The 20,764-nt window shown below is 43.9% G+C and carries 15 protein-coding genes; 12 read left to right on the top strand and 3 right to left on the bottom strand.

The window, feature by feature from the left end:
- The first annotated feature begins 132 nt into the window (after nucleotides 1-132).
- From MHB37_RS06350 to MHB37_RS06365, 4 genes are all read left to right on the top strand, one after another.
- Complete coding sequence (locus MHB37_RS06350) at nucleotides 133-1,671, top strand: ABC transporter ATP-binding protein (RefSeq protein ID WP_036679500.1); 1,539 nt, start codon at nucleotides 133-135, stop codon at nucleotides 1,669-1,671.
- Nucleotides 1,664-2,737 (top strand): ABC transporter permease, encoded by a 1,074-nt coding sequence (locus MHB37_RS06355; RefSeq protein WP_076107269.1) that lies wholly within the window; start codon nucleotides 1,664-1,666, stop codon nucleotides 2,735-2,737. Before MHB37_RS06350 ends, MHB37_RS06355 begins: the two co-directional genes overlap by 8 nt.
- Nucleotides 2,738-3,694 carry an ABC transporter permease gene (locus MHB37_RS06360; RefSeq protein WP_036679496.1) on the top strand — a complete coding sequence of 319 codons (957 nt, stop codon included), beginning with the start codon at nucleotides 2,738-2,740 and terminating at the stop codon, nucleotides 3,692-3,694.
- A gap of 184 nt (nucleotides 3,695-3,878) precedes the next feature.
- Nucleotides 3,879-4,208, top strand: coding sequence for a hypothetical protein (locus tag MHB37_RS06365; protein ID WP_076128060.1), 330 nt, complete (start codon nucleotides 3,879-3,881; stop codon nucleotides 4,206-4,208).
- A gap of 22 nt (nucleotides 4,209-4,230) precedes the next feature.
- Here the strand turns inward: MHB37_RS06365 and MHB37_RS06370 are convergent, their stop codons facing one another.
- Nucleotides 4,231-4,677, bottom strand: coding sequence for an N-acetyltransferase (locus MHB37_RS06370; protein ID WP_036679492.1), 447 nt, complete (start codon nucleotides 4,675-4,677; stop codon nucleotides 4,231-4,233).
- A 591-nt stretch (nucleotides 4,678-5,268) separates the two neighbouring features.
- Between MHB37_RS06370 and ilvB the strand changes: the two genes are divergently transcribed.
- From ilvB to MHB37_RS06395, 5 genes are all read left to right on the top strand, one after another.
- The gene (ilvB, locus tag MHB37_RS06375; protein WP_036679490.1) at nucleotides 5,269-7,011 is read left to right on the top strand and encodes a biosynthetic-type acetolactate synthase large subunit; all 1,743 of its coding nucleotides are present in this window, start codon (nucleotides 5,269-5,271) and stop codon (nucleotides 7,009-7,011) included.
- On the top strand, nucleotides 7,008-7,496 hold the full coding sequence (gene ilvN, locus MHB37_RS06380) for an acetolactate synthase small subunit (protein ID WP_170914191.1): 489 nt from the start codon (nucleotides 7,008-7,010) through the stop codon (nucleotides 7,494-7,496). Before ilvB ends, ilvN begins: the two co-directional genes overlap by 4 nt.
- 177 nt (nucleotides 7,497-7,673) lie before the next feature.
- Nucleotides 7,674-8,666 carry a ketol-acid reductoisomerase gene (gene ilvC, locus MHB37_RS06385; protein WP_036679485.1) on the top strand — a complete coding sequence of 331 codons (993 nt, stop codon included), beginning with the start codon at nucleotides 7,674-7,676 and terminating at the stop codon, nucleotides 8,664-8,666.
- A gap of 102 nt (nucleotides 8,667-8,768) precedes the next feature.
- The gene (locus tag MHB37_RS06390) at nucleotides 8,769-10,310 is read left to right on the top strand and encodes a 2-isopropylmalate synthase (protein ID WP_038569217.1); all 1,542 of its coding nucleotides are present in this window, start codon (nucleotides 8,769-8,771) and stop codon (nucleotides 10,308-10,310) included.
- Between the two features lie 287 nt (nucleotides 10,311-10,597).
- Complete coding sequence (locus MHB37_RS06395; protein ID WP_076192994.1) at nucleotides 10,598-14,650, top strand: collagen binding domain-containing protein; 4,053 nt, start codon at nucleotides 10,598-10,600, stop codon at nucleotides 14,648-14,650.
- Between the two features lie 67 nt (nucleotides 14,651-14,717).
- Here the strand turns inward: MHB37_RS06395 and MHB37_RS06400 are convergent, their stop codons facing one another.
- Together MHB37_RS06400 and MHB37_RS06405 are read right to left on the bottom strand one after the other, a co-directional pair.
- On the bottom strand, nucleotides 14,718-15,863 hold the full coding sequence (locus MHB37_RS06400) for a response regulator (protein ID WP_405169050.1): 1,146 nt from the start codon (nucleotides 15,861-15,863) through the stop codon (nucleotides 14,718-14,720).
- 83 nt (nucleotides 15,864-15,946) lie between these two features.
- Entirely contained in the window at nucleotides 15,947-19,045 is a 3,099-nt protein-coding gene (locus tag MHB37_RS06405; protein WP_280752610.1) for an ATP-binding protein, read from the bottom strand.
- Between the two features lie 103 nt (nucleotides 19,046-19,148).
- On the opposite strand from MHB37_RS06405, the gene MHB37_RS06410 reads away from it, so the two are divergent.
- From MHB37_RS06410 to MHB37_RS06420, 3 genes are all read left to right on the top strand, one after another.
- A complete protein-coding gene (locus tag MHB37_RS06410) occupies nucleotides 19,149-19,730 on the top strand; it encodes an RNA polymerase sigma factor (protein ID WP_076125482.1) in 582 nt (193 codons plus the stop codon).
- Nucleotides 19,727-20,179 carry an anti-sigma factor gene (locus MHB37_RS06415; protein ID WP_038569222.1) on the top strand — a complete coding sequence of 151 codons (453 nt, stop codon included), beginning with the start codon at nucleotides 19,727-19,729 and terminating at the stop codon, nucleotides 20,177-20,179. Before MHB37_RS06410 ends, MHB37_RS06415 begins: the two co-directional genes overlap by 4 nt.
- A gap of 75 nt (nucleotides 20,180-20,254) precedes the next feature.
- Nucleotides 20,255-20,752, top strand: a complete 498-nt coding sequence (locus MHB37_RS06420; RefSeq protein ID WP_076125480.1) for a hypothetical protein — start codon at nucleotides 20,255-20,257, stop codon at nucleotides 20,750-20,752.
- The last annotated feature ends 12 nt before the right edge of the window (nucleotides 20,753-20,764 follow it).

Consider the following 20,764-nt stretch of genomic DNA (forward strand, 5'->3'; position numbering starts at 1 on the left):
CCGGTGTTGTGCTGGCCTTATTCCTTGTTAAAGCACTGGTTATGATAAGAGGAACATAGATATACCGCCTTACAAAGGGCGGTACATCCGTGTCTATAAGGTAGTTATATATTCTGTGATGAGGGTGATTCCATGAGTGCTGCGGCTCCTGTCGTAGAGTTGAAGCAAATCACAAAACGCTTTCCCGGTATTGTTGCTAACGATTCCATTAGCTTGACGCTTAAAAAGGGTGAAATCCTTGCATTGCTTGGTGAGAATGGTGCAGGCAAGTCCACTTTAATGAACATTGTATTTGGATTGTATCAACCGGATGAAGGCAGTATTGAAATCGACGGGAAACCGGTTATTATTGATAACCCCAATAAAGCTATTGAGCTTGGTATTGGTATGGTTCATCAGCATTTCAAGCTTGTGGAGCCTTTTACGGTGACCGAGAATATTGTTCTTGGGATGGAGCCGAAAAAAGGTCTTAAAATTGACTATAAATCCGCTGCGGAACAGGTTCGGAAGCTATCGGAGCAATATGGCCTGCAAGTGAATCCAAATGCCGTTATTCATGACATTTCGGTAGGTATGCAGCAAAGGGTAGAAATTATGAAGACCCTGTACCGTGGAGCGGATATTCTCATATTTGATGAGCCGACCGCAGTACTTACGCCTCAAGAAATTACGGAACTCATGGCGATTATGAAGCGGCTTGTTGCAGAGGGAAAATCCATTATTTTGATCACGCATAAGCTTAAAGAAATCATGCAAATATCTGATCGGGTCACCATTATTAGACGTGGGAAAGTAATTGATACTGTGAATACCGCAGAGACCAATCCTAATGAGCTAGCTGAAAAAATGGTTGGGCGTGGCGTAACTTTTAAAGTGGACAAGAAAGCTCCTGAGGTTGGCCAATCTGTACTCAAACTGAAGGATGTCAGCAGTAAGAGTAAAGACGGGGTCTCCGTACTGGATGGTCTTAGCTTTGAAGTTAAAGCAGGGGAAATTCTCGGGATTGCTGGCGTAGATGGCAATGGACAAAGTGAGTTGATCCAGGCCATTACAGGTCTGCGCAAAATTGATTCGGGTTCGATAACCGTTTCTGGCAATGAAATTGCTAATTTATCACCGCGGAAGGTTTCAGAGATGAATGTCTCTCATATTCCTGAGGACCGCCACAAGCATGGATTAGTGCTTGATTTCACCATGAGTGAGAATATGGTTTTGGAAACCTATTATAAGAGTCCTTACAACAAAAATGGCTTTTTGCAAAATGATGTCATTGATAAGTACGCAGCGAAGCTTATAGAGCAATTTGATGTACGTACACCTTCAATAGAGACCAAAGCCCGTTCTTTATCCGGCGGAAATCAACAGAAAGCGATTATTGCGCGGGAAATAGATAAAAATCCGACATTGTTAATTGCCGCACAACCTACACGCGGTTTAGATGTTGGGGCTATCGAATTTGTTCAGAAGCAACTCATAGCTCAGCGTGATCAAGGAAAGGCTGTTCTACTTATTTCCTTTGAATTGGACGAGATTATGAACGTCTCTGACAGAATCGCTGTTATCTATGAAGGGAAAATTGTCGGTGAAGTGTTCCCGCAAGATACGAATGATCAGGAACTGGGTCTTATGATGGCAGGCAGCTTGCAGCGGGGAGGTAAGGCAGTTGAATAAGTTCAAAAAAATCTTCACAACTGACAGCTACATCGTTCCTCTGGTTGCCATCGTGCTTGGTTTTCTTGTGGGAGCAATAGTTATGCTTCTGGGCGGTTATGATCCGATAACTGCTTACTCCGCACTGTTCAAACGGGTGTTTGGTAATTTGTATAACTTTGGTGAAGCTGTGCGCGAAATGACACCATTAATGCTTACAGGGCTAGCCGTAGCTTTCGCATTCCGTTCAGGGATGTTTAATATCGGGGCAGATGGCCAAGTAATGATTGGTATGACAGCGGCAACAGTGGTGGGTATTAAGATGGCAGGTCTGCCATCCTTCCTGCTTGTCCCGCTTGCTGTAATTATTGCGGGTGTCTGTGGTGGTTTATGGGCAGGGATTGCCGGTTATTTGAAAGCAAAACGTGGGATTAACGAAGTTATTACCACAATCATGTTAAACTGGATTGCTCTTTACCTGTCGAATTATATCGTTAGAAACTTTTTGTTGCTTCCAGGACAAAATCGTTCCGAGGATATTCCGGCCTCGCTTTCCATGACCTTTTTGAATTCGATATTTGATAATGCACGTCTACACTGGGGTACAGCTATTGCTCTTGCTGCAGCGGTATTCTTCTATGTGTACTTATGGAAGACCAAGCAGGGCTACGAAATGCGTGCAGTTGGTTACAATCCACATGCCGCCGAATATGCAGGGATGAATGTTGGACGTAACGTTATGAAGGCAATGTTCATAAGTGGTGTATTCGCCGGTCTGGCCGGAGCAGGAGAGGTGCTTGGTGTATTCCATTATCAAGCTATTTTCGCGGCATCGCCAGGATATGGATTTGATGGTATCGCTGTTGCTCTTCTTGGTTTAACACATCCACTTGGTGTTATTCTGGCTGCGATTCTCTACGGTACGCTGACTTATGGTTCTGCGGGTATGAGTTTTGCTGCAGATGTTCCACCAGAGCTTATTCGTATCGTTATTGGTTCAATCATATTCTTTATTGCGGCACAAGGGATTGTGCGCTGGGTGCTTAAGCCCTTTTACTTCAAGCGCAAGAAAGAGAAGGTGTTATAGATGGATCTGCAGACGTTAGGTCAACTGCTTAATACAACGCTTGTTTTTTCCACAGCGCTCATTTTTGCCTCACTTGGCGGCATCTTCTCTGAACGTTCCGGTGTCGTAAACATTGGACTTGAAGGTTTGATGATGTTTGGTGCCTTTGCGGCAGCAGTAGGCGGTTATTATGCTCAGGACGCTGGAATGGGCGAATGGGCTCCTTGGGTTGGTGTACTCTGTGCTATAGCTGTTGGTGTGCTAGGCTCACTAATTCATGCGGTTGCATCTATAACCTTTAAATCTGATCAGACGATTAGTGGTACGGTTATTAACTTTTTAGCTGCAGGAAGCACGCTCTATATGGTAAAGCTCCTGTTTGATGGATCTGCTGAAACTCCGATCATTGATGGGTTTAGCAAGGTTGCAATTCCTGGGCTCTCCAAAATCCCAGTGATTGGTGAAGGGATTTTTAATTCCTATCCTACAACTTATCTGGCCATAATACTGGTCATCGTTATTTATTTGGTTCTGTTTAAGACGCCATTTGGATTGCGTTTGCGTGCAGTAGGTGAGCATCCAAGTGCTGCAGATACACTGGGTGTAAAAGTTAATCGGATGAGATATATCGGTGTAATGTTGAGTGGATTGATGGCGGGTATTGGTGGAGCTACAATCACTTTAACAACAACCGGAACCTTTGGACATAATACAATCTCTGGTCAAGGTTTTATCGCCATTGCAGCGATGATCTTTGGGAAATGGAATCCACTTGGCGCCTTTGGTGCAGCGGTATTCTTCGGATTCTCCCAAGCGATTCGCAACTATGTTCAATTGTATGAGTGGTCACAAAATATTCCTCAAGAGTTTATCTTTATGATCCCTTATGTACTGACTATCATCGTGCTGGTAGGGGCTGTAGGCCGATCCTCTGCTCCTAAGGCATTAGGACAGCCATACGATCCTGGTAAGCGATAGAAATGTAACTTTTCAAAGCCGTATTTCCGGTCTTTTCCCGGAAATACGGCTTTTTTATTAGGATCAGCAAGGATAAACATTGAGGCAGGAGGGCAAGTGTACAGGCGAAGGTCCTTTCCATCGAATAGACTGTTTTGTAGATGATGCAAATGAGAGGCGTACAAAACATTTAGGAGGGGATCATATGACTAAGCCAGTTACGAAGAAGCAGGTTATGAGACTCGTGGGTAAGCAGATCATTGCAGTAAAAAAGGACGGTACTCAGGTGACAGGGAAACTGCTTCGTGTATCCGGAAATCGTCTGATATTACAACGCGTAAGTGGTAAAAAAGTACAAACCAAAGCAATCATTCCTTTAGTGTTGTTTGATTTGCTAGCTATTGGTACAGCACCTTATGCTTTTGGTGGTGGCTATGGCGGTGGAGCTCCTTATGGCGGAGGTCCTGGCTATGGTAATCCTTATGGAGGTTACGGGTACGGAGGCACACCCTATCCACCTTTCGGATTCTTTTAAGTTCAGTTGAAATTCGATTTAACTAGATGAACCTTTTCTCCAATTCGTAACAGAAGCTTAGGGATTGATAACGGGCTACGCTGTAGCCCAATTTTTGATAAAAGGCAAGAGCTGCTGTGTTTCCTAAATCGACGGATACCTTAGCCCGATGACATCCGCGTGATAGTGCAAATCGTTCTGCTCGATCCATGAGCATATTCCCCAAGTGTTTGCGCCGTGCTGCGGGTGCTATGGCTAACATATCGATATAAAGTAAATCACCATGCAGCAGGAAATGGACAAACCCCATTGGATCACTCTCATAGTCGGGACAGGCGACTAAGGTGATACCGTGTCCCAGACGACGGGGGATATCTTTTTTGATTTTGGCAATTTCAGTCTTTGGTAAATGAGATAATGGTACAAGCTGTCGCTCGATTAAATCAAGGATAATGACGTCATCCTGCTTGGGTCGACGATAACGGATCATAGAGCGCCCCCTTTCTACGCATTGTCGTACATCATATGTCGGGAGCGTGGTGGGGGTTCCCAGCACGTAGAAGTAGGAGTTGTGACAATATTAAAAATAAGGGTATTGACTTATCCATGTTAGGAATCATATAATGTGTCTAAACATTTTATCGAACATACATGTATCGGCAATGATGAGGACGAAGTTTTAAGGGCTCTTTTGCTCAGAGAGTGTGAGGATCTGCTGCAACCTCCACCGAAATCCCTTATATACGAGCTCACCTCGGAGCTGTTTTCCTGAAAGGTCCACTGGCTAGAGTGGTGGAATTATTAGGGGAAATCGTTTAGTCCGCGTTAGGGACTTCAGGTTACAGAGATTAGGGCCCTTGCCTACATCGATGGATTTTTGTATACCTGATAAGGCGTTGCATCGCGAGATGTAATGCAAACATGGGTGGTACCACGGAAGATCAACCTTTCGTCCCTCACGCGCTAATACTGTGCGTGGGAGGCGAAAGGTTTTTTTGTTTTATAAGGAACCATTTGCTGATGTATAAAGGACGGTCCGTCATTTGCATAATGAATGTTAAATATCGGAGGAGGAATACTGATGAGCGCGCAAATACCGGAATTACGGTCTACTGAGCAGTTAAAAGAAAAATGGATGGAGCCGGAGGTCATTTCCGGTTCCGAGATATTACTCCGCAGCCTTGTATTAGAAGGTGTAGACACTGTATTCGGATATCCGGGTGGAGCTGTACTGTACATCTATGATGCATTGTACGGTTTTACGGATTTCAATCACGTGTTAACGCGTCATGAGCAAGGTGCTATTCATGCAGCTGACGGTTACGCTAGAGCAAGTGGCAAACCAGGGGTATGTATAGCTACCTCAGGTCCCGGAGCAACGAATCTTGTAACAGGTATTGCTACAGCATATATGGACTCCACTCCATTGGTTGTAATCACAGGTAACGTATTCTCCAGCCTGATCGGTACAGATGCTTTCCAGGAAGCAGACATTACCGGGATAACGATGCCAATCACTAAGCATAGCTACTTTGTAAGAGATGTTGAGGATCTCCCCCGTGTTATACATGAAGCTTTTCATGTGGCGAATACCGGTCGTAAAGGTCCAGTGTTGATCGATATTCCGAAAGACGTGTCAGCAGCGAAGACGTTGTTCACACCAGTGAAAACAGTGAATCTTCGGGGCTACAATCCTTGTACAGTTCCAAACAAACTGCAGCTTGATAAATTGGTTCGTGCGATTGCGGTTGCTGAACGTCCGATCATCATTGCAGGTGGTGGAGTTATTTACTCCGGAGCACATGAAGCTATGTTCGAATTCGTGAAACGGACAGAGATTCCAATTACTACAACCTTGCTGGGTCTCGGAGCTTTCCCTAGTGCAGAAGAACTTTGGATGGGAATGCCGGGTATGCATGGTACGTATACCGCGAATAATGCGATCCAACAGTGCGATTTGCTCATTAATATCGGTGCACGTTTTGATGACCGTGTTACTGGCAGACTGGACGGCTTCGCGCCAAAAGCCAAAATCGTGCATATCGATATCGATCCTGCAGAAATCGGGAAAAATGTATCGCCTGATATTCCGATTGTAGGCGATGTGAAAACGGTATTGGAAATGCTGAATCCTGAGGTTGGCCGCGCATCTAATGCTGATGCTTGGAGAACACAGATTGCTCAGTGGAAGCTAGATCAGCCGCTTCGGTATAAGGATTCAGAAACAGAGCTTAAACCACAATGGGTGATTGAAATGATCAATGACACCACTAAAGGTGAAGCGATTGTTACAACGGATGTTGGTCAGCATCAAATGTGGGCTGCACAATACTATAAGTTCAATCATCCGCGTTCATGGATTACTTCAGGCGGTCTTGGAACGATGGGCTTCGGATTCCCGTCAGCTATCGGTGCACAGATGGCACATCCTGAACGGTTGGTAGTATCGATTAATGGTGATGGCGGCATGCAAATGTGTTCCCAAGAGCTAGCGATATGTGCGATTAACAATATACCAGTCAAAATTGTAGTAATTAACAATCAGGTGCTTGGCATGGTTCGCCAATGGCAGAATCTTATCTATGATAAACGTTACAGCTTTACAGACCTCGCAGGCAGTCCGGACTTCGTTAAGCTGGCTGAGGCCTATGGTGTAAAAGGTCTACGGGCGACGAATAAGGAAGAAGCACGTGATGCATGGCAGAAAGCACTGGAAACACCGGGTCCAGTATTGGTAGAATTCGTTGTTCCAAAAGACGAGAATGTCTACCCGATGGTAACTCAAGGTTCAACCATCGATCATATGCTGATGGGGGATGAATAACAGTGACAAGACATACGATTTCTGTACTCGTAAATGACCAGCCGGGTGTGCTTCAACGGGTGTCGGGTTTGTTCGGTCGCCGCGGATTTAATATTGAGAGTATAACGGTTGGCCAGTCTGAAGAGGTTGGATTGTCCCGGATGGTTATCGTTACTCTTGGAGACCAGCATACGCTTGAACAAATCGAGAAGCAGCTCTACAAGTTAATTGATGTAATTAAAGTCGTTGATCTTGGATCTAAGCCCATGGTTGCTCGTGAGCTGGCTCTGATTAAAGTGAATGCTGATCCAAGTGAGCGTCCGGAAATTATGGGCGTTGTAGAAACCTTCCGGGCTTCAGTTGTTGATATTGGCAGCACTACATTGTTAGTACAGGTAGTTGGAGATACAGTGAAGATTGATGCGATGATCGAGCTTTTGAAACCTTATGGAATCAGAGAACTGTCTCGCACGGGTATTACGGCTATGGTACGCGGTAACTCTTAAATATTTTATTTTGCGACTTTAACGGATTACTGCTTGATTGCATTAATCTGATATGATATGAATGAACTTCCCGCTAAAGAGCGGGAGCTTGAGGAGCAGCTAGATCTTCTATGATTCCAGTTCTCTTGAGGCACCCGCTCTTTATGATGGGTCTCAAATTAAAGGAGGATATTGACAATGGCAGTTACAACGTACTATGAACAGGATGCAGAACTTAGTGTATTAAAAGGAAAGACAATTGCGGTAATCGGGTACGGTAGCCAAGGACATGCCCAAGCACAAAACCTGCGTGACAGTGGTCTTCAAGTTGTCATCGGTCTTCGTGAAGGTAAATCTTTTGAAACTGCGAAAAATGACGGTTTTGAAGTATTGCCAGTAGCTGAAGCAGTATCCCGTGCAGATGTTGTGCAAATCCTAATGCCAGATGAAACACAGGCTTCGGTATATAAAAATGAAGTAGAACCAAACCTTAAAAAAGGCGCAGCTTTGATGTTCTCCCACGGCTTTAACGTACACTTTGGACAAATCGTTGCTCCTAAAGATGCAGACGTGCTGCTTGTAGCACCAAAATCTCCAGGTCACATGGTTCGTCGTACTTATGTTGAAGGCTTTGGCGTTCCTGGCTTGATTGCTATCGAACAAGATGCAACTGGAAAAGCTAAAGAAATCGGTCTTGCTTATGCAAAAGGTATCGGCTGTACACGCGCAGGGGTTATCGAAACTTCCTTCCGTGAAGAAACCGAAACTGACTTGTTCGGTGAACAAGCTGTACTTTGCGGTGGTGTATCCGCACTGATCAAAGCTGGCTTCGAAACATTGACAGAAGCAGGATATGCTCCTGAGATGGCTTACTTCGAATGTCTGCACGAATTGAAGCTGATCGTTGACATGGTATACGAAGGCGGATTGTCCAGCATGCGCGATTCCATCAGTAACACTGCTGAGTACGGTGACTATGTAACTGGACCGCGCATTGTAACTGAAGATACTAAAAAAGCTATGAAAGCTGTTCTGACAGATATTCAAGAAGGTAAATTCGCTCGTGACTTTATCCTTGAGAACCAATCCGGACGTGCTTTCCTTACCGCTACTCGCCGCAACGAAGCTGCTCACCCAGTAGAAGTTGTAGGTAGCCAATTGCGTGAAATGATGCACTGGATTAAGAAATAATCATAATCATACTTATGATTAAATAGTATTACCTTCAAATGCGGCCGTGACTTTGCGAGCCGCATTTGAGAGTTTCAGCACAATTTTTGGGAGGTGCTTAGCATGCGGAAAATTTATGTGTTCGATACGACACTACGAGATGGAGAGCAGTCACCAGGTGTGAACCTCAACACGCGTGAGAAAGTGGAGATCGCTTATCAGTTAGAGAAGCTGGGAATTGATCGCATGGAAGCGGGTTTTCCTGCAGCTTCTCCAGGTGATCTAGCTTCTGTTAATGCGGTGGCAAGAGCTGTGAAGAACGTCACGGTAATCGGCCTTTCTCGTTCTAGAGAGACAGATATTGATGCTGTAAAAGAAGCACTACAGGGAGCGCAGGACCCTTGTATTCATATTTTTCTGGCTACATCTCCTATTCACCGCCAGCATAAGCTACGGATGGATAAGGCTCAGGTGCTGGAAACTGCACAGTCTGCTATCCGATACGCTAAAAAATATTTCCCTAAGCTCGAGTTTTCATTAGAAGACGCGGGACGTACAGAGTATGATTTCATGGCTGAAATGGTCGGCATGGCTATCCGGGAAGGCGCTAATGTTGTTAATATCCCGGATACTGTAGGTTATTTGAATCCTTCGGAGTACGGAGCTATCTTTAAATATCTAAAAGAGAATGTGCCTGATATTGAACGCGTACAGCTTAGTGCCCATTGTCATAACGATCTTGGTATGGCTACAGCAAATACGCTGGCTGCGATTCAGAATGGTGCAGATCAGATCGAAGGAACGATCAACGGTATCGGTGAACGTGCCGGGAACACAGCGATTGAAGAAGTTGCGCTAGCGCTTGAGACACGGGCTGAATTTTTTGGTGCAAAAACATCGCTTACGTTATCTGAGATCTCTCGCACAAGCCGTCTGGTCAGCAAGCTTACAGGTATGGTGGTTCCAGGGAATAAAGCGATTGTAGGAGCTAACGCATTTGCTCATGAATCGGGTATTCACCAGGACGGGATGCTAAAAGAGAAAACTACCTACGAGATCATGACACCGGAGACTATTGGACTTAAAGAGAGCAAGCTGGTACTCGGCAAACACTCTGGACGGCACGCTTTCCGCGATAAGTTGAGTGATCTTGGGTATGATTTGTCCGAAGAAGAGCTGAACACCGCTTTTTCTAGATTTAAGGATTTGGCAGATAAGAAAAAAGAAGTATCAGATGAAGACATTTTGGCTTTGATTGAAGAGAAATTAATTGATACGCCAGAAGTCTTTAAGCTGCAAACGATGTTCGTTACTTATGGTAATGAAGCTGTTCCAACCGCCAAGGTTATTATTGCGGGTCCGGAAGACCAGCCGATTGTAGCTGAGGCCGAAGGTAATGGTTCAGTAGATGCCATCTACAATGCTATTGATAAAGCCACGAATGAGGAAGTTACCCTTGGAGATTATTCGATTAAATCGGTCTCCCGTGGTAAAGATGCGCAGGGTGAGGTTCATGTGGTGCTTTCGCAGGGAGAAGTAGCTGCACAAGGCCGTGGACTTAGCACCGATATTCTAGAAGCAAGTGCCCGCGCTTATATTGATGCGCTGAACAAGCTTCTGGAGAAGCGTAAGACTTACACCAAACGTGATCACGCTAGTCTATAAGATGTACAATGTTATTTTTATTTTCCATTAAGTAGTAAATACGACAGGGATATGCGAGTTATTGCGCATATCCCTGTTTTTTTTTGCAATAAAAAGATCTCCAAGACTGTAATAGGACGCTGTTCAGATTATGTATAGATGGACTATTTACAATAGTTGTTAGGTTGCAAATTTATATCATGAGAAAGCGTCAAGGAGGTTAATGCGGGGGAGTAGAGTACGGGATTCAAAGGATAAAGCTTAGGAAAAGCACGAAAAACGGAGTGACAAAGGAGGCATTTTTAATAATGTTATCAAAAAAGAAAATTAGCGCATTGCTCGTAGTATTCTTGCTTGTGACGCAATGGGCTTACAGCTTTGGCTTTGGAGTCAATTCGCAGGCATATGCGAGTGGCAACGGTACTGTAATTGGAGATGACCTCATTACTAGTGTTACGCTTGCTGTATACACCGATGATAAATACACAAATACGGTTACAGAAAGTGTATATGAACTTGATTCCTATTCGGAATTGAACTATACATGGTCACTTCCAGATGGGCATGGATATAAGGATGGGTCCACCTATACCTTTGATCTTCCAACACAGTTTGAACTTTATAACGATCTGAATGGTGATCTTATTTTTGACGATGAGCCTGTAGGGACTTATACAGTCGACAAAAATACTAACCGCGTTGTATTTACATTTAATGCTTATATCGAAACCCACGATAAAGTGGGAGGGACTTTCTCCGTTAGGTCGCTTTTGAGCTCCAAGAAAATTACAGGCTCCACGAAGCAAACCCTGATTTTCCCGATACAAGGCGGTACTCAGACCATTGAGCTTAATTTTAAGCCGAAGGTTAGCTCTACTATAGAAAAAGACGGTTCGCCTAAGCCGCAGTATTATAACCCAACAAGCATCGCTTGGACGGTTGATGTGAATAAGGCACTGGAAAGCGTAAAAAATGCAGTGGTCACAGACACACTCCCTGCGGGATTATCACTGAATACGGTATCTATTGCTGTTTATGAGCTTGATGTGAAGGTCGATGGGACTGTGAGTCTTGGCAATCTAGTGGACAGCAGCAAGTATGATGTGACAGGATCCACTTTGGGAGAGTTAAAGCTGAAATTTGCGGATAACCCGCTTACTAAGGCTTACCGGATTGGCTTCTCTACGGATATTACTGGTACTGGTGTAGATGCGAAAACCTTTTTGAATGAGGCAGTCTTAACAGGAGATAACGGATTTTCTAAAAAGGCTAGCACTACAGTTACAGTAGGACGTGGCAAACCACTATCGAAAGAGTCCACCAATTACGATGCAGCGAATCAGGTGATTTCCTGGGCTGTTAATTTCAATTACAATGAAAAAACAATTTTAGCGGCAAATGCTATTTTGAAGGATACATTCAATAACACCCAAGATCTAATTCTCAACTCGGTTAAAGTTTATCCTGTAACGATCGACAGTAATGGTAACGGGGTTAAAAGCGCGGAAATCGCTTCAAGCGAATATACAATAACTCCAACAACTGCAACGGGATTAAAAGGTTTTGATCTGAAATTTAACAATGATATAAATTCTGCCTACCGTATTGAATATCAGACAAAGGCAAATGGCAGAGTATTTGATGATGGCAAGATTACGAACAAAGTTACTTATGATGGAAAAACAGAAACGGGTTACAGTGATATCAAGCAGCAAATTCTCCATAAATATTATAGCAACGTTAATTATGCGACTAAGACCCTTGATTGGACTATCCAAATTAACGACGACAGCAAGACTATGGAAAATTTAGTGGTGACGGACACTTTTGGCAATGCCGGATTAAAGCTTGTTCCGGGTACATTAAAGGTTCAACCAACTAAAGGCGGAACTGCTACCGTCCATAGTGTTGTTTACAATGCGCATGATCCGGTTGCAGTAAACGATGGATTTGTGATTACTTTTAATGCGCCGATAAATGAACCTTACACAATTACTTATACAACAAGCTTTAACTATGATTGGCTGGCTCCGGGCAAAACTCAATTCACTAATACAGGTGCACTCGATTGGAAAGAAACGGTTAATGGGGTGCAGGAGTCTAAGCATAAAGAAGCGACCGTAATCTTTAATCCAAGAGATGAGGTTAAAAACAATGGGAAGAAGAGTGGTTCCTACAATGCTGTAACTAAGGAAATCACTTGGAACATTGGGGCTAATTTTAATCAGAAAACGTTAAACCAAGCTCAACTGGTTGATACCATTTCAGCTGGCCAAGTTGTAAATATGGATTCTGTGAAAGTGAATAAATGGGAGTATGGAAAGGATGGAAATCCTTCTCCTCAAGCTAGTGTGAATTCCGCGGACTATAAAGTGGAGCTGGATGGCAGTGAGCTGAAGGTGACATTTAATAAAACGATTAATTATGCGTTCTACGTCACTTTCAAAACAACGTTCGCGGATCAAGCGATTGATTCAAATGAAATTAAAAATACAGCTACGTTATATGACGGTGCGAAAGTAGAGTCCGCTAAACTGCAAGCTTCTGTTAATATCCCTCAGGGCGGGGAATACGTTAACAAAGAAGGTGCGCAGGATGGCAATAAAATACATTGGACGGTTTACATCAACCGTAACCAATCTTTTGTAAAAGAAGCGGTAATTACGGATATTCCAAGCGATAATCAAATCCTGCTGTCCAATACATTCCATGTCTACAAAACGAAAGTTGCAAGTAATGGGGATGTAACATCGACCAACCAAGAATTGGTGAGTGGTACAGATTATAAGCTGGAAATCACTACGGATAATGACGGAAAAGAAAGCTTTAAGCTTAGTTTCCTGAAGGATATTTCCGAAGCTTATATTTTGAAATATGACTCCCTGATCACAGCACAAAACAATGATAAGGTAACCAATAAGGTTAGTTTCGATGGTAAAAACATCAAGGTAGTTCCAGGTGTAAGCACCGAGGAAATTATCGTTAAGCTCTCTAGCGGCTCCGGCACAGGAAGCGGCGTAAGAGGACCGTTGACGATTACCAAAGTAGAAGACGGGAATACGAGTAAGGTGTTAAGTGGGGCCGTTTTTGATCTGTATCGGGTAGTTGATGCCGATAAGATCTGGATTAAGGAAGGCACTACGGATACAAACGGGATACTTGAATTTACCAAACTAACAGGTGGGAAATATATATTAATTGAGAAAACAGCGCCTGCTGGTTATGTTCTTGATCAAACACCACATGAAGTGACTATTTCTTCGACGACAGGGATAAGCCTTGAGGTAAAAAACAAAGTTCCGACACCAACAGCAACGCCTATACCGACTGTAACGCCCGCACCAACGGTAACACCAACGCCAGCGCCAACAGCAACAGCAACACCAACGTCGACGCCAACAGCAACGCCAACGTCGACACCGACAGCAACACCAACGTCGACGCCAACAGCAACGCCAACGTCGACACCGACAGCAACACCAACGTCGACGCCGACAGCAACACCAACGTCGACACCGACAGCAACGCCAACGTCGACGCCGACAGCAACACCAACGTCGACGCCGACAGCAACACCAACGTCGACACCGACAGCAACACCAACGTCGACACCGACAGCAACACCAACGTCGACACCGACAGCAACACCAACGCCGACGCCGACAGCAACACCAACGTCGACGCCGACAGCAACACCAACGTCGACGCCGACAGCAACACCAACGTCGACGCCGACAGCAACACCAACGTCTACTCCAGAGGAACCGACAGGTCCTATCTGGACACCATCACCGACTCCGGAAGTAGTCGTTACTTCTACGCCAACGGCAACACCAGTTGTGGTGGCAACACCTTCGCCAACACCGATGGTAACGCCAGTGTCGACGGCAACGCCAACGGTTACGCCAACAGCTACTCCAAGCCAGCCTGTGGCAACTAGTACGCCTGTTGTTCCGCAGGTAACTCCACCTGTGCAGAAAGAGATTACCAATGAAGATGTTCCTATTGAAGGTGAAATTCCACTTGGGGGAGTGCCAAGCCTGGGAGATGAGCCGGGACATGGTAAAGTAATTATTACTAAGGATGGCAAATGGGTCTACACACCTGATCCGGGCTATATTGGTAAAGATAAGTTCACCATTATTGTTACAGATGAGAATGGAAATGAAGAAGAAATCCTCATAGAGATTGATGTGGAGGAAGTACCAAAGGGTACAGTCACTGAGCCGGGAAATAACAGCAATAAACCGACTCAGCTTCCGAAAACAGGAGAAGACAGCGCGTTTCCGATCTACTTGGTTGGTGGGAGTCTAGTACTTTTAGGGTTTGTATTAACAAGACGATTCAAACGTAATAACTAGGAAGGTAATAATAAAGACACCCGGTTTTATCCGGGTGTCTTTATTATGTCTTGATAGGTTATTTAGCTCATCGCACTCTATGGTTAAGCTGCTCCCATTGCTCGTACCATTGCTCAACGCTGGCTGGAAGGCCAAGGTTAAGTTCCTTTTGGAACAAATCCTTGAGCAGCTTGTACTGCTCTTCCACAGCGGAACGTTCTCCAATACTGTCGTAGACCTTCATTAATCCTAAATGCCCTTGTTCAAAATAAGGCTGTAGCTGCACTACTCGTTGATAGACAGTAACGGCCTCGGCAATTCTGTTGCTTTCTATATAAAATTGGGCTATGCCCATTGCATGGTGCAGCCAAATGGTACGAAGACGTTGCCGCTCACTTTCAGCCCATAAATAATCATAATCGTCATAGTAATCTCCAGAATAAAGCTCGAATAAAACTTGATGCTCCGCACAATTAACTTCACTGATGGTTTCCAGAGCCAGGATACCCTGTTCCCACTTATCTACATCAATCAACATTGATCCGGTTTCAAGGGTATAGCCTTCCCCCCCGCTAAGGTTGCTGATATGCAGGTCAACTTCATTCTGCTTTAAGCATTGCCGGACTTGATAAATTGTTGTATAGAGATGGGTAGAGGCCTTTTTCAGATTGAAGTCTGGCCACAGCAGTTCAATCAGCATGTCTTTACTTACGAAGCGGTTGCGATTATGGAGCAAAAAGGCAAATAACTCTTGGGCCTTAGAGGTTCTCCAACGCAGATTATTCAGAGATTGTCCGCCTCGTTCAAAACGAAGCGATTGAAGACAACGAATGGTTACCTCTTCTTTTGCAATTATGAGTTTTGGTGCAAGTGACAATCTTTCTTCTAACCGCTGGACAGCTTTCAATAGTCGGTCATTTCGCACAGGCTTCAAAATATAATCGAGCGCATTAATCTCAAAAGCCTCCACAGCATAATGGTTATACGCGGTAACGAAGATAATATTTGCATTTGGACAGGCCTCTTGGAGCATCTCCGCAGCTTGAAGACCATTAATTTCAGGCATTTCAATATCAATAAAAATAACGTCAGGATGATAAGACGGAGCCTCTAGAATGGCCTGTGAGGGGTCCGTATAGGAAGCGGCTATATGTAAAGATGGTATTTTTTTTAACATAAACTCTAATTTCACAAGGGCAAGCCGTTCATCGTCAACTAATATTGCCTGAATCATTATTAATCACCACTCAGATATAGTATTTTAGCCAAAATACGTCGAATCCTTACTTGATATTTCGGTTCACAATAGTTTGTCTGTTAATCAGAAAGTTTTCGAAGCGGATTTTTTTTGTCAGAAGGAATAATAAAACTCACAGAAGTTCCTTTCCCTTCGGAGCTTTTAATCTGCAGCCCTTTTCCGTAGACCCGCAGCAGCCGTTTATGTGTATTTAAAAATCCGATTCCTCTTTCATCATTAGACGGATTGCTGAGCAACTGCTGGAGTTGTTCGTTTTTCATGCCTTGGCCATTGTCTGATATCGTGATTTCAATATCGCCAGCTTGTTCCTTGATGGTTATGGACACCGTTCCTCCTTGGGAGCGACTCAAAATACCATGCCGGACAGCATTTTCAACCAGTGGCTGTATAGTCAGAGGCGGCAGCTGAAAATGCAAGCTTTCCTCATAATCCCAAAGAATGGTCATCCTATCTTCAAAGCGCTCCTTCTCTATGTAGAGGTAGGCATGAACAAGCTCAAGCTCTCGTTCAATCGGTATCATAGGCTCAGCATTCAGGAAATTGAAGCTTAAACGCAAATAAGAGCTGAAGGCATCCACAAGGTGACTCATTCTATTAATATCAAAAGAAGCCAGCGCGGATATTGAATTTAATGTGTTGAACAAGAAATGTGGTTGTATTTGCGCTTGAAGATAGGCAGCTTCCACACGAAGCCGTTCGTTTACGGACTGTTTTAGATCTGTTAAGGAGCGTACACGGGCCTTCAGCTCTATTGCATTCATAGGCTTCATTACATAGTCATTTGCACCTGAAATAAAACCGGTATAAATATCTTCCGCTTGGCCTCGTGCCGTCAGAAGCAGAATGGGAAGCTCAGCAATGGTGTAACGTTCACGAATTCTATGCGCCAGCTCATACCCGGACATTTGTGGCATCATTACATCTGTAATAATTAAATCCCACTGAACGGTATCCAGCAATAGTAAAGCATCGTTTCCGCTGGTCACCGTAACGATTTCATAGTCCTTGATGGAAAGTACGTTGGTAAGTATTTTTAGATTAACCGGATCATCATCTACAGCCAGAAGCTTGGGTCTCCTTCCATGGTCTGATGAAACGATACCCGGTGCGGTTAATTTGGATAAAGTGATCATAGATGGCGTGTCTGAGAATTCAGTTATAGAGGGCAGTTCTGAACTCAATACCCGGCTGGTTGAATCGTATAATGGCATTGTGAATGTAAAGGTAGTACCTTCTCCAAGTGTAGAGACTACACTTATTTTCCCGCCGTGAAGTTCAACTAACTGCTTGCTGGTGCTTAATCCAAGCCCGATGCCACCGCTAACTTCGTTCATGCTGGAATCGCCCTGTTCATAGGGCTGGAAAGCTCTGAGCAACGTCTCCTCGTTCATGCCAAGACCCGTATCCGTAATATGAATCTGCGCCGATTTTTTATGAATATCTGCATGGATTTTTATCGTGCCTACAGTCGTATATTTAACAGCATTTTGAAGCAGATTGAACAAGATCTGAATGAGTCTTTTTTCATCAGCCACAATAGAAGGGAATGAATCTGGTATTTCTGAGATTAAGGTTAAAGATTTCCCTTCCGTTAAGAATTTGAGCATATCAAGCACACCCACTGCGAAGGATTGGATCTTAAGTTCTCTGAGCTGCAATTGTATATTGCTTTCACGGAGCTGGGATTGATCCAGCAGATCGTCTACCAGAAGAGACATACGTCTTCCAACGGTAATGAGCAGTTTTAAATTCTCAGCATTTTGATGCGTTACAGTGTCACGCTCGCTGTCCAGGACAGTTTCGGCAATGTTAATGATACTGTACAGCGGATTTTTTAATTCATGTGAGGTGTTAGCCAAAAAAGCATCCTTTTGTGTAACACTTCTCTGCAGGCTGTGCGCCAGTTTTTCTGTCTCCTTGGTATTCCAGTGATATCGCTTAAATCCAAAAGTCGCAAAGCACAAAAAGGCGATAATTAGATCAAAAGGATAATAGGTAACGTTAACCCAGTTATAATTCTTGAACATTCCCCAAAGTGTGCTGTTAACGATGGCAAACATAGATAACAACAGGAAAATAGAGCCTTCGTAATTTTTAACAATAGATCTCAGAAAAAGAATTACGACACCTAATGCTAAAACTAATAAATTTATGCCGAAAATCAGTGTGTGAAATTCATAATAGTGAACAACGGGTCCAAATAATATGAACAGGATGTCTACTACGGACAGGATGGTTAGGATACGAATACTTTTTATTTTTAAATCCGCGAACAAAAGATGTTTGCTTGTCTGCAGGATAAAAATAAATACAGCAATATAAGAGATGTAAAATAGTTTGAAATTCCATTGATAGTTCAAGGGAAATACGTGCAATAGAAGCCTGTCATCATCTATGAGTACGGTAGTTATAGCGGATATTACCAGTAGAAAAAAATAGATCAACATCTTTTGCCGCAGCCCAATTATATATAAAATAACAGCATATACAGCGTGCAGTATTAGAACAACACATAATAGCAACTGTAGGCTAATAGAGAGCAGTCTTTCCTGTGTTAAAGCTTTTTCGCTGCCAAATACAATCGTTTTAGAAATTCCTCCCGTTTGGGAAAAGGAATAGTTGGCTACATGGATCACAATTTCAAGTTCACTTTTATCGGTTGTAAAGGATACTGAATAAGGCAGTATGTACGGAATATAGTGTTCTTTACTCTCAGCAGGAGTGCCAGAGCTGTCCAGCCGTTCACCGTTGATATACACTTCTGAAGAGGACCGAGCTCCGGAAATTAAAAGACTATAGGATTGCTTCTTATGATTATCTGTTAGGACACGTAGCCGATAGGAGCCGTAGCCATAAGCAGATTTATCGCTATCGCTAAGGGCATCTTTCCAGTTCCCCGGGACTTGTATATATTTTGCAGGAGCAGCAGTTACAGATTGTTCGTTGAATGAAGGAAGCAGCATACCCGGATAGAACTCCCACTGCCCATTTAAAATAAGGAGTTTGTCCTGATTCCATTGTTTATCCCGTAAATCCAACACACCATTGATCAGTGGTGGTTGTGTGGTGTGCGGAGAAATCTTTACCCATAGGATACGGAATCCAGTGAGTACAATAAGAAACAATGCGATAATTAAGAAGAGTTTTCTTTTAGTCATAGTAGTTAAACATTATTCGACAACAAACTATATATTCCTCTCTTCAGCCTATTTCAAAAAAACCAAAAAAATTTATGTATAGGTTGCAGGGGAGAACGATTGGTTGGCGTCTAACGTTATGAAGGTGAAGGAGGGGAGAAAGCTGGAAGAGGCAGAATGGATTGCTGCTGTGCTGAACGGTCAACATCAAGCCTTTGGGCATTTGGTGACACGTTACCAAGGCATGGTATACAGAGTATGCGTCAAAATCACAGGAGAAGCCGAATCGGCCAAAGATATGGCCCAGGAGGTTTTTATAAAAGCATATAAAGCGCTCCCCTCTTTCAGAGGACAATCCTCCTTCTCGACATGGCTGTATCGGATTGCCTACCGAACCTGTCTGGACTGGAAACGGGCCAACGATAGGGAGTGGAAGTACCGAAGTGCAGCTGATTACACAGAAAATGATTGGGTAACGTCTCAAACTCCGGAGCATGAGGTACTTGAGCAGGAAACATCAGCTGAATTAGGAGAGAATGTGAACAGTCTGGCGGAACCGTACCGGTCGGTCGTCCAGCTGTACTATTTTCAGCGGAATTCCTATCAAGAGATTGCAGAGCAAAAGGGAGTTTCCGTGAAAACAATCGAATCGCAGCTTTATCGAGCCAGACAGATGATGCGTAAACAAAGGGAGGAATGGCGATGAATTGTGCAATAGTGAAGGAATGGATGCCACATTATATAGACGGCCTACTGTCTCCAGAGATGGAGCTGAGTATCCGATTGCACATAGAGTCATGTCCTGATTGCGCAGAGTGGCTGGAGGAAGCCAAAGCAATGTCGGAGCTGTGGTCGGAAATGGATGCTGACAGAGAACAGTTGCAGGCGCAGATGGACTTCCCGGATCTCGCAGCAGATGTTATGACACATATTGAGCAGCTCGAAACAGGGCGCAGATCACGAGCGACTAAGGCAACCAATGTAAGACGTCGTTCTGCCCCAAAAACCTCATGGATTCATTATGGAGTGGCTGCTTGCCTCAGTTTGTTATTGTTGCAGTTTGGGGTATTTGAGAATTTGGCCTATGGCATTACCGAAATAAACGGCCATATGTCGAATTCAGTAACCCAGTGGTTTGGTGGCTTTGGGAGATAGTAATAAAATAATTGATCATCAATAGATGTTTAAATTGGCTAAAGTTTTGCTACCCAAATTTTAGGAGGATGTATTATGATTAAGAAGAGACGTTGGCTCACTTTTATGCTGGCTATGATACCTGGAGTAGGTCATTTGTACTTAGGCTTTAAAAAGCAGGGTTTACAGTTTATGATCGGGGCCTCCTTATGTATAATGTTTATTCCGTCCGAGCCCTTGATCTTCCCGTTTGCCCTGGCGGCGCTGTGGTTTTATCAGTTGTTTGATGCCCTGCAGAAGGCGGCTTGGATGAAAATAACGGCTGCTGAACACGAACGAATGATGTTTCATCCAGACAGCTTCGGAGCCCCTTGGACCATGGGGATGTCCTCTATGCCTGGATATCCACATGAAGAGATCAATCCAGCTTGGGTGGGAATCGGCTGTGTTGTTGCTGGGTTCCTTATGTTGGTAATCACAGCTTTCCCTACCCTTTGGGATATGCTGACTGAGATCAACATCGGCACGATCTTATTATCAGTGGGTCTGATTGCGTACGGACTGAAGATGTTAAGGAATAATACGAGAGCATAAGAAACGGGGATT

Origin of the sequence: Paenibacillus sp. FSL H3-0286 (assembly GCF_045040705.1) — a bacterium.
Taxonomy (GTDB): domain Bacteria; phylum Bacillota; class Bacilli; order Paenibacillales; family Paenibacillaceae; genus Paenibacillus_AQ; species Paenibacillus_AQ odorifer.

Excerpts from the sequence above, each read along its gene's own strand:
- MHB37_RS06350 (WP_036679500.1), top strand. The coding sequence starts at position 133 with ATGAGTGCTGCGGCTCCTGTCGTAGAGTTGAAGCAAATCACAAAACGC.
- MHB37_RS06360 (WP_036679496.1), top strand. The coding sequence starts at position 2,738 with ATGGATCTGCAGACGTTAGGTCAACTGCTTAATACAACGCTTGTTTTT.
- MHB37_RS06365 (WP_076128060.1), top strand. The coding sequence starts at position 3,879 with ATGACTAAGCCAGTTACGAAGAAGCAGGTTATGAGACTCGTGGGTAAG.
- MHB37_RS06370 (WP_036679492.1), bottom strand. The coding sequence starts at position 4,677 with ATGATCCGTTATCGTCGACCCAAGCAGGATGACGTCATTATCCTTGAT.
- ilvB (WP_036679490.1), top strand. The coding sequence starts at position 5,269 with ATGAGCGCGCAAATACCGGAATTACGGTCTACTGAGCAGTTAAAAGAA.
- ilvC (WP_036679485.1), top strand. The coding sequence starts at position 7,674 with ATGGCAGTTACAACGTACTATGAACAGGATGCAGAACTTAGTGTATTA.
- MHB37_RS06390 (WP_038569217.1), top strand. The coding sequence starts at position 8,769 with ATGCGGAAAATTTATGTGTTCGATACGACACTACGAGATGGAGAGCAG.
- MHB37_RS06395 (WP_076192994.1), top strand. The coding sequence starts at position 10,598 with ATGTTATCAAAAAAGAAAATTAGCGCATTGCTCGTAGTATTCTTGCTT.
- MHB37_RS06400 (WP_405169050.1), bottom strand. The coding sequence starts at position 15,863 with ATGATTCAGGCAATATTAGTTGACGATGAACGGCTTGCCCTTGTGAAA.
- MHB37_RS06405 (WP_280752610.1), bottom strand. The coding sequence starts at position 19,045 with ATGACTAAAAGAAAACTCTTCTTAATTATCGCATTGTTTCTTATTGTA.
- MHB37_RS06415 (WP_038569222.1), top strand. The coding sequence starts at position 19,727 with ATGAATTGTGCAATAGTGAAGGAATGGATGCCACATTATATAGACGGC.
- MHB37_RS06420 (WP_076125480.1), top strand. The coding sequence starts at position 20,255 with ATGATTAAGAAGAGACGTTGGCTCACTTTTATGCTGGCTATGATACCT.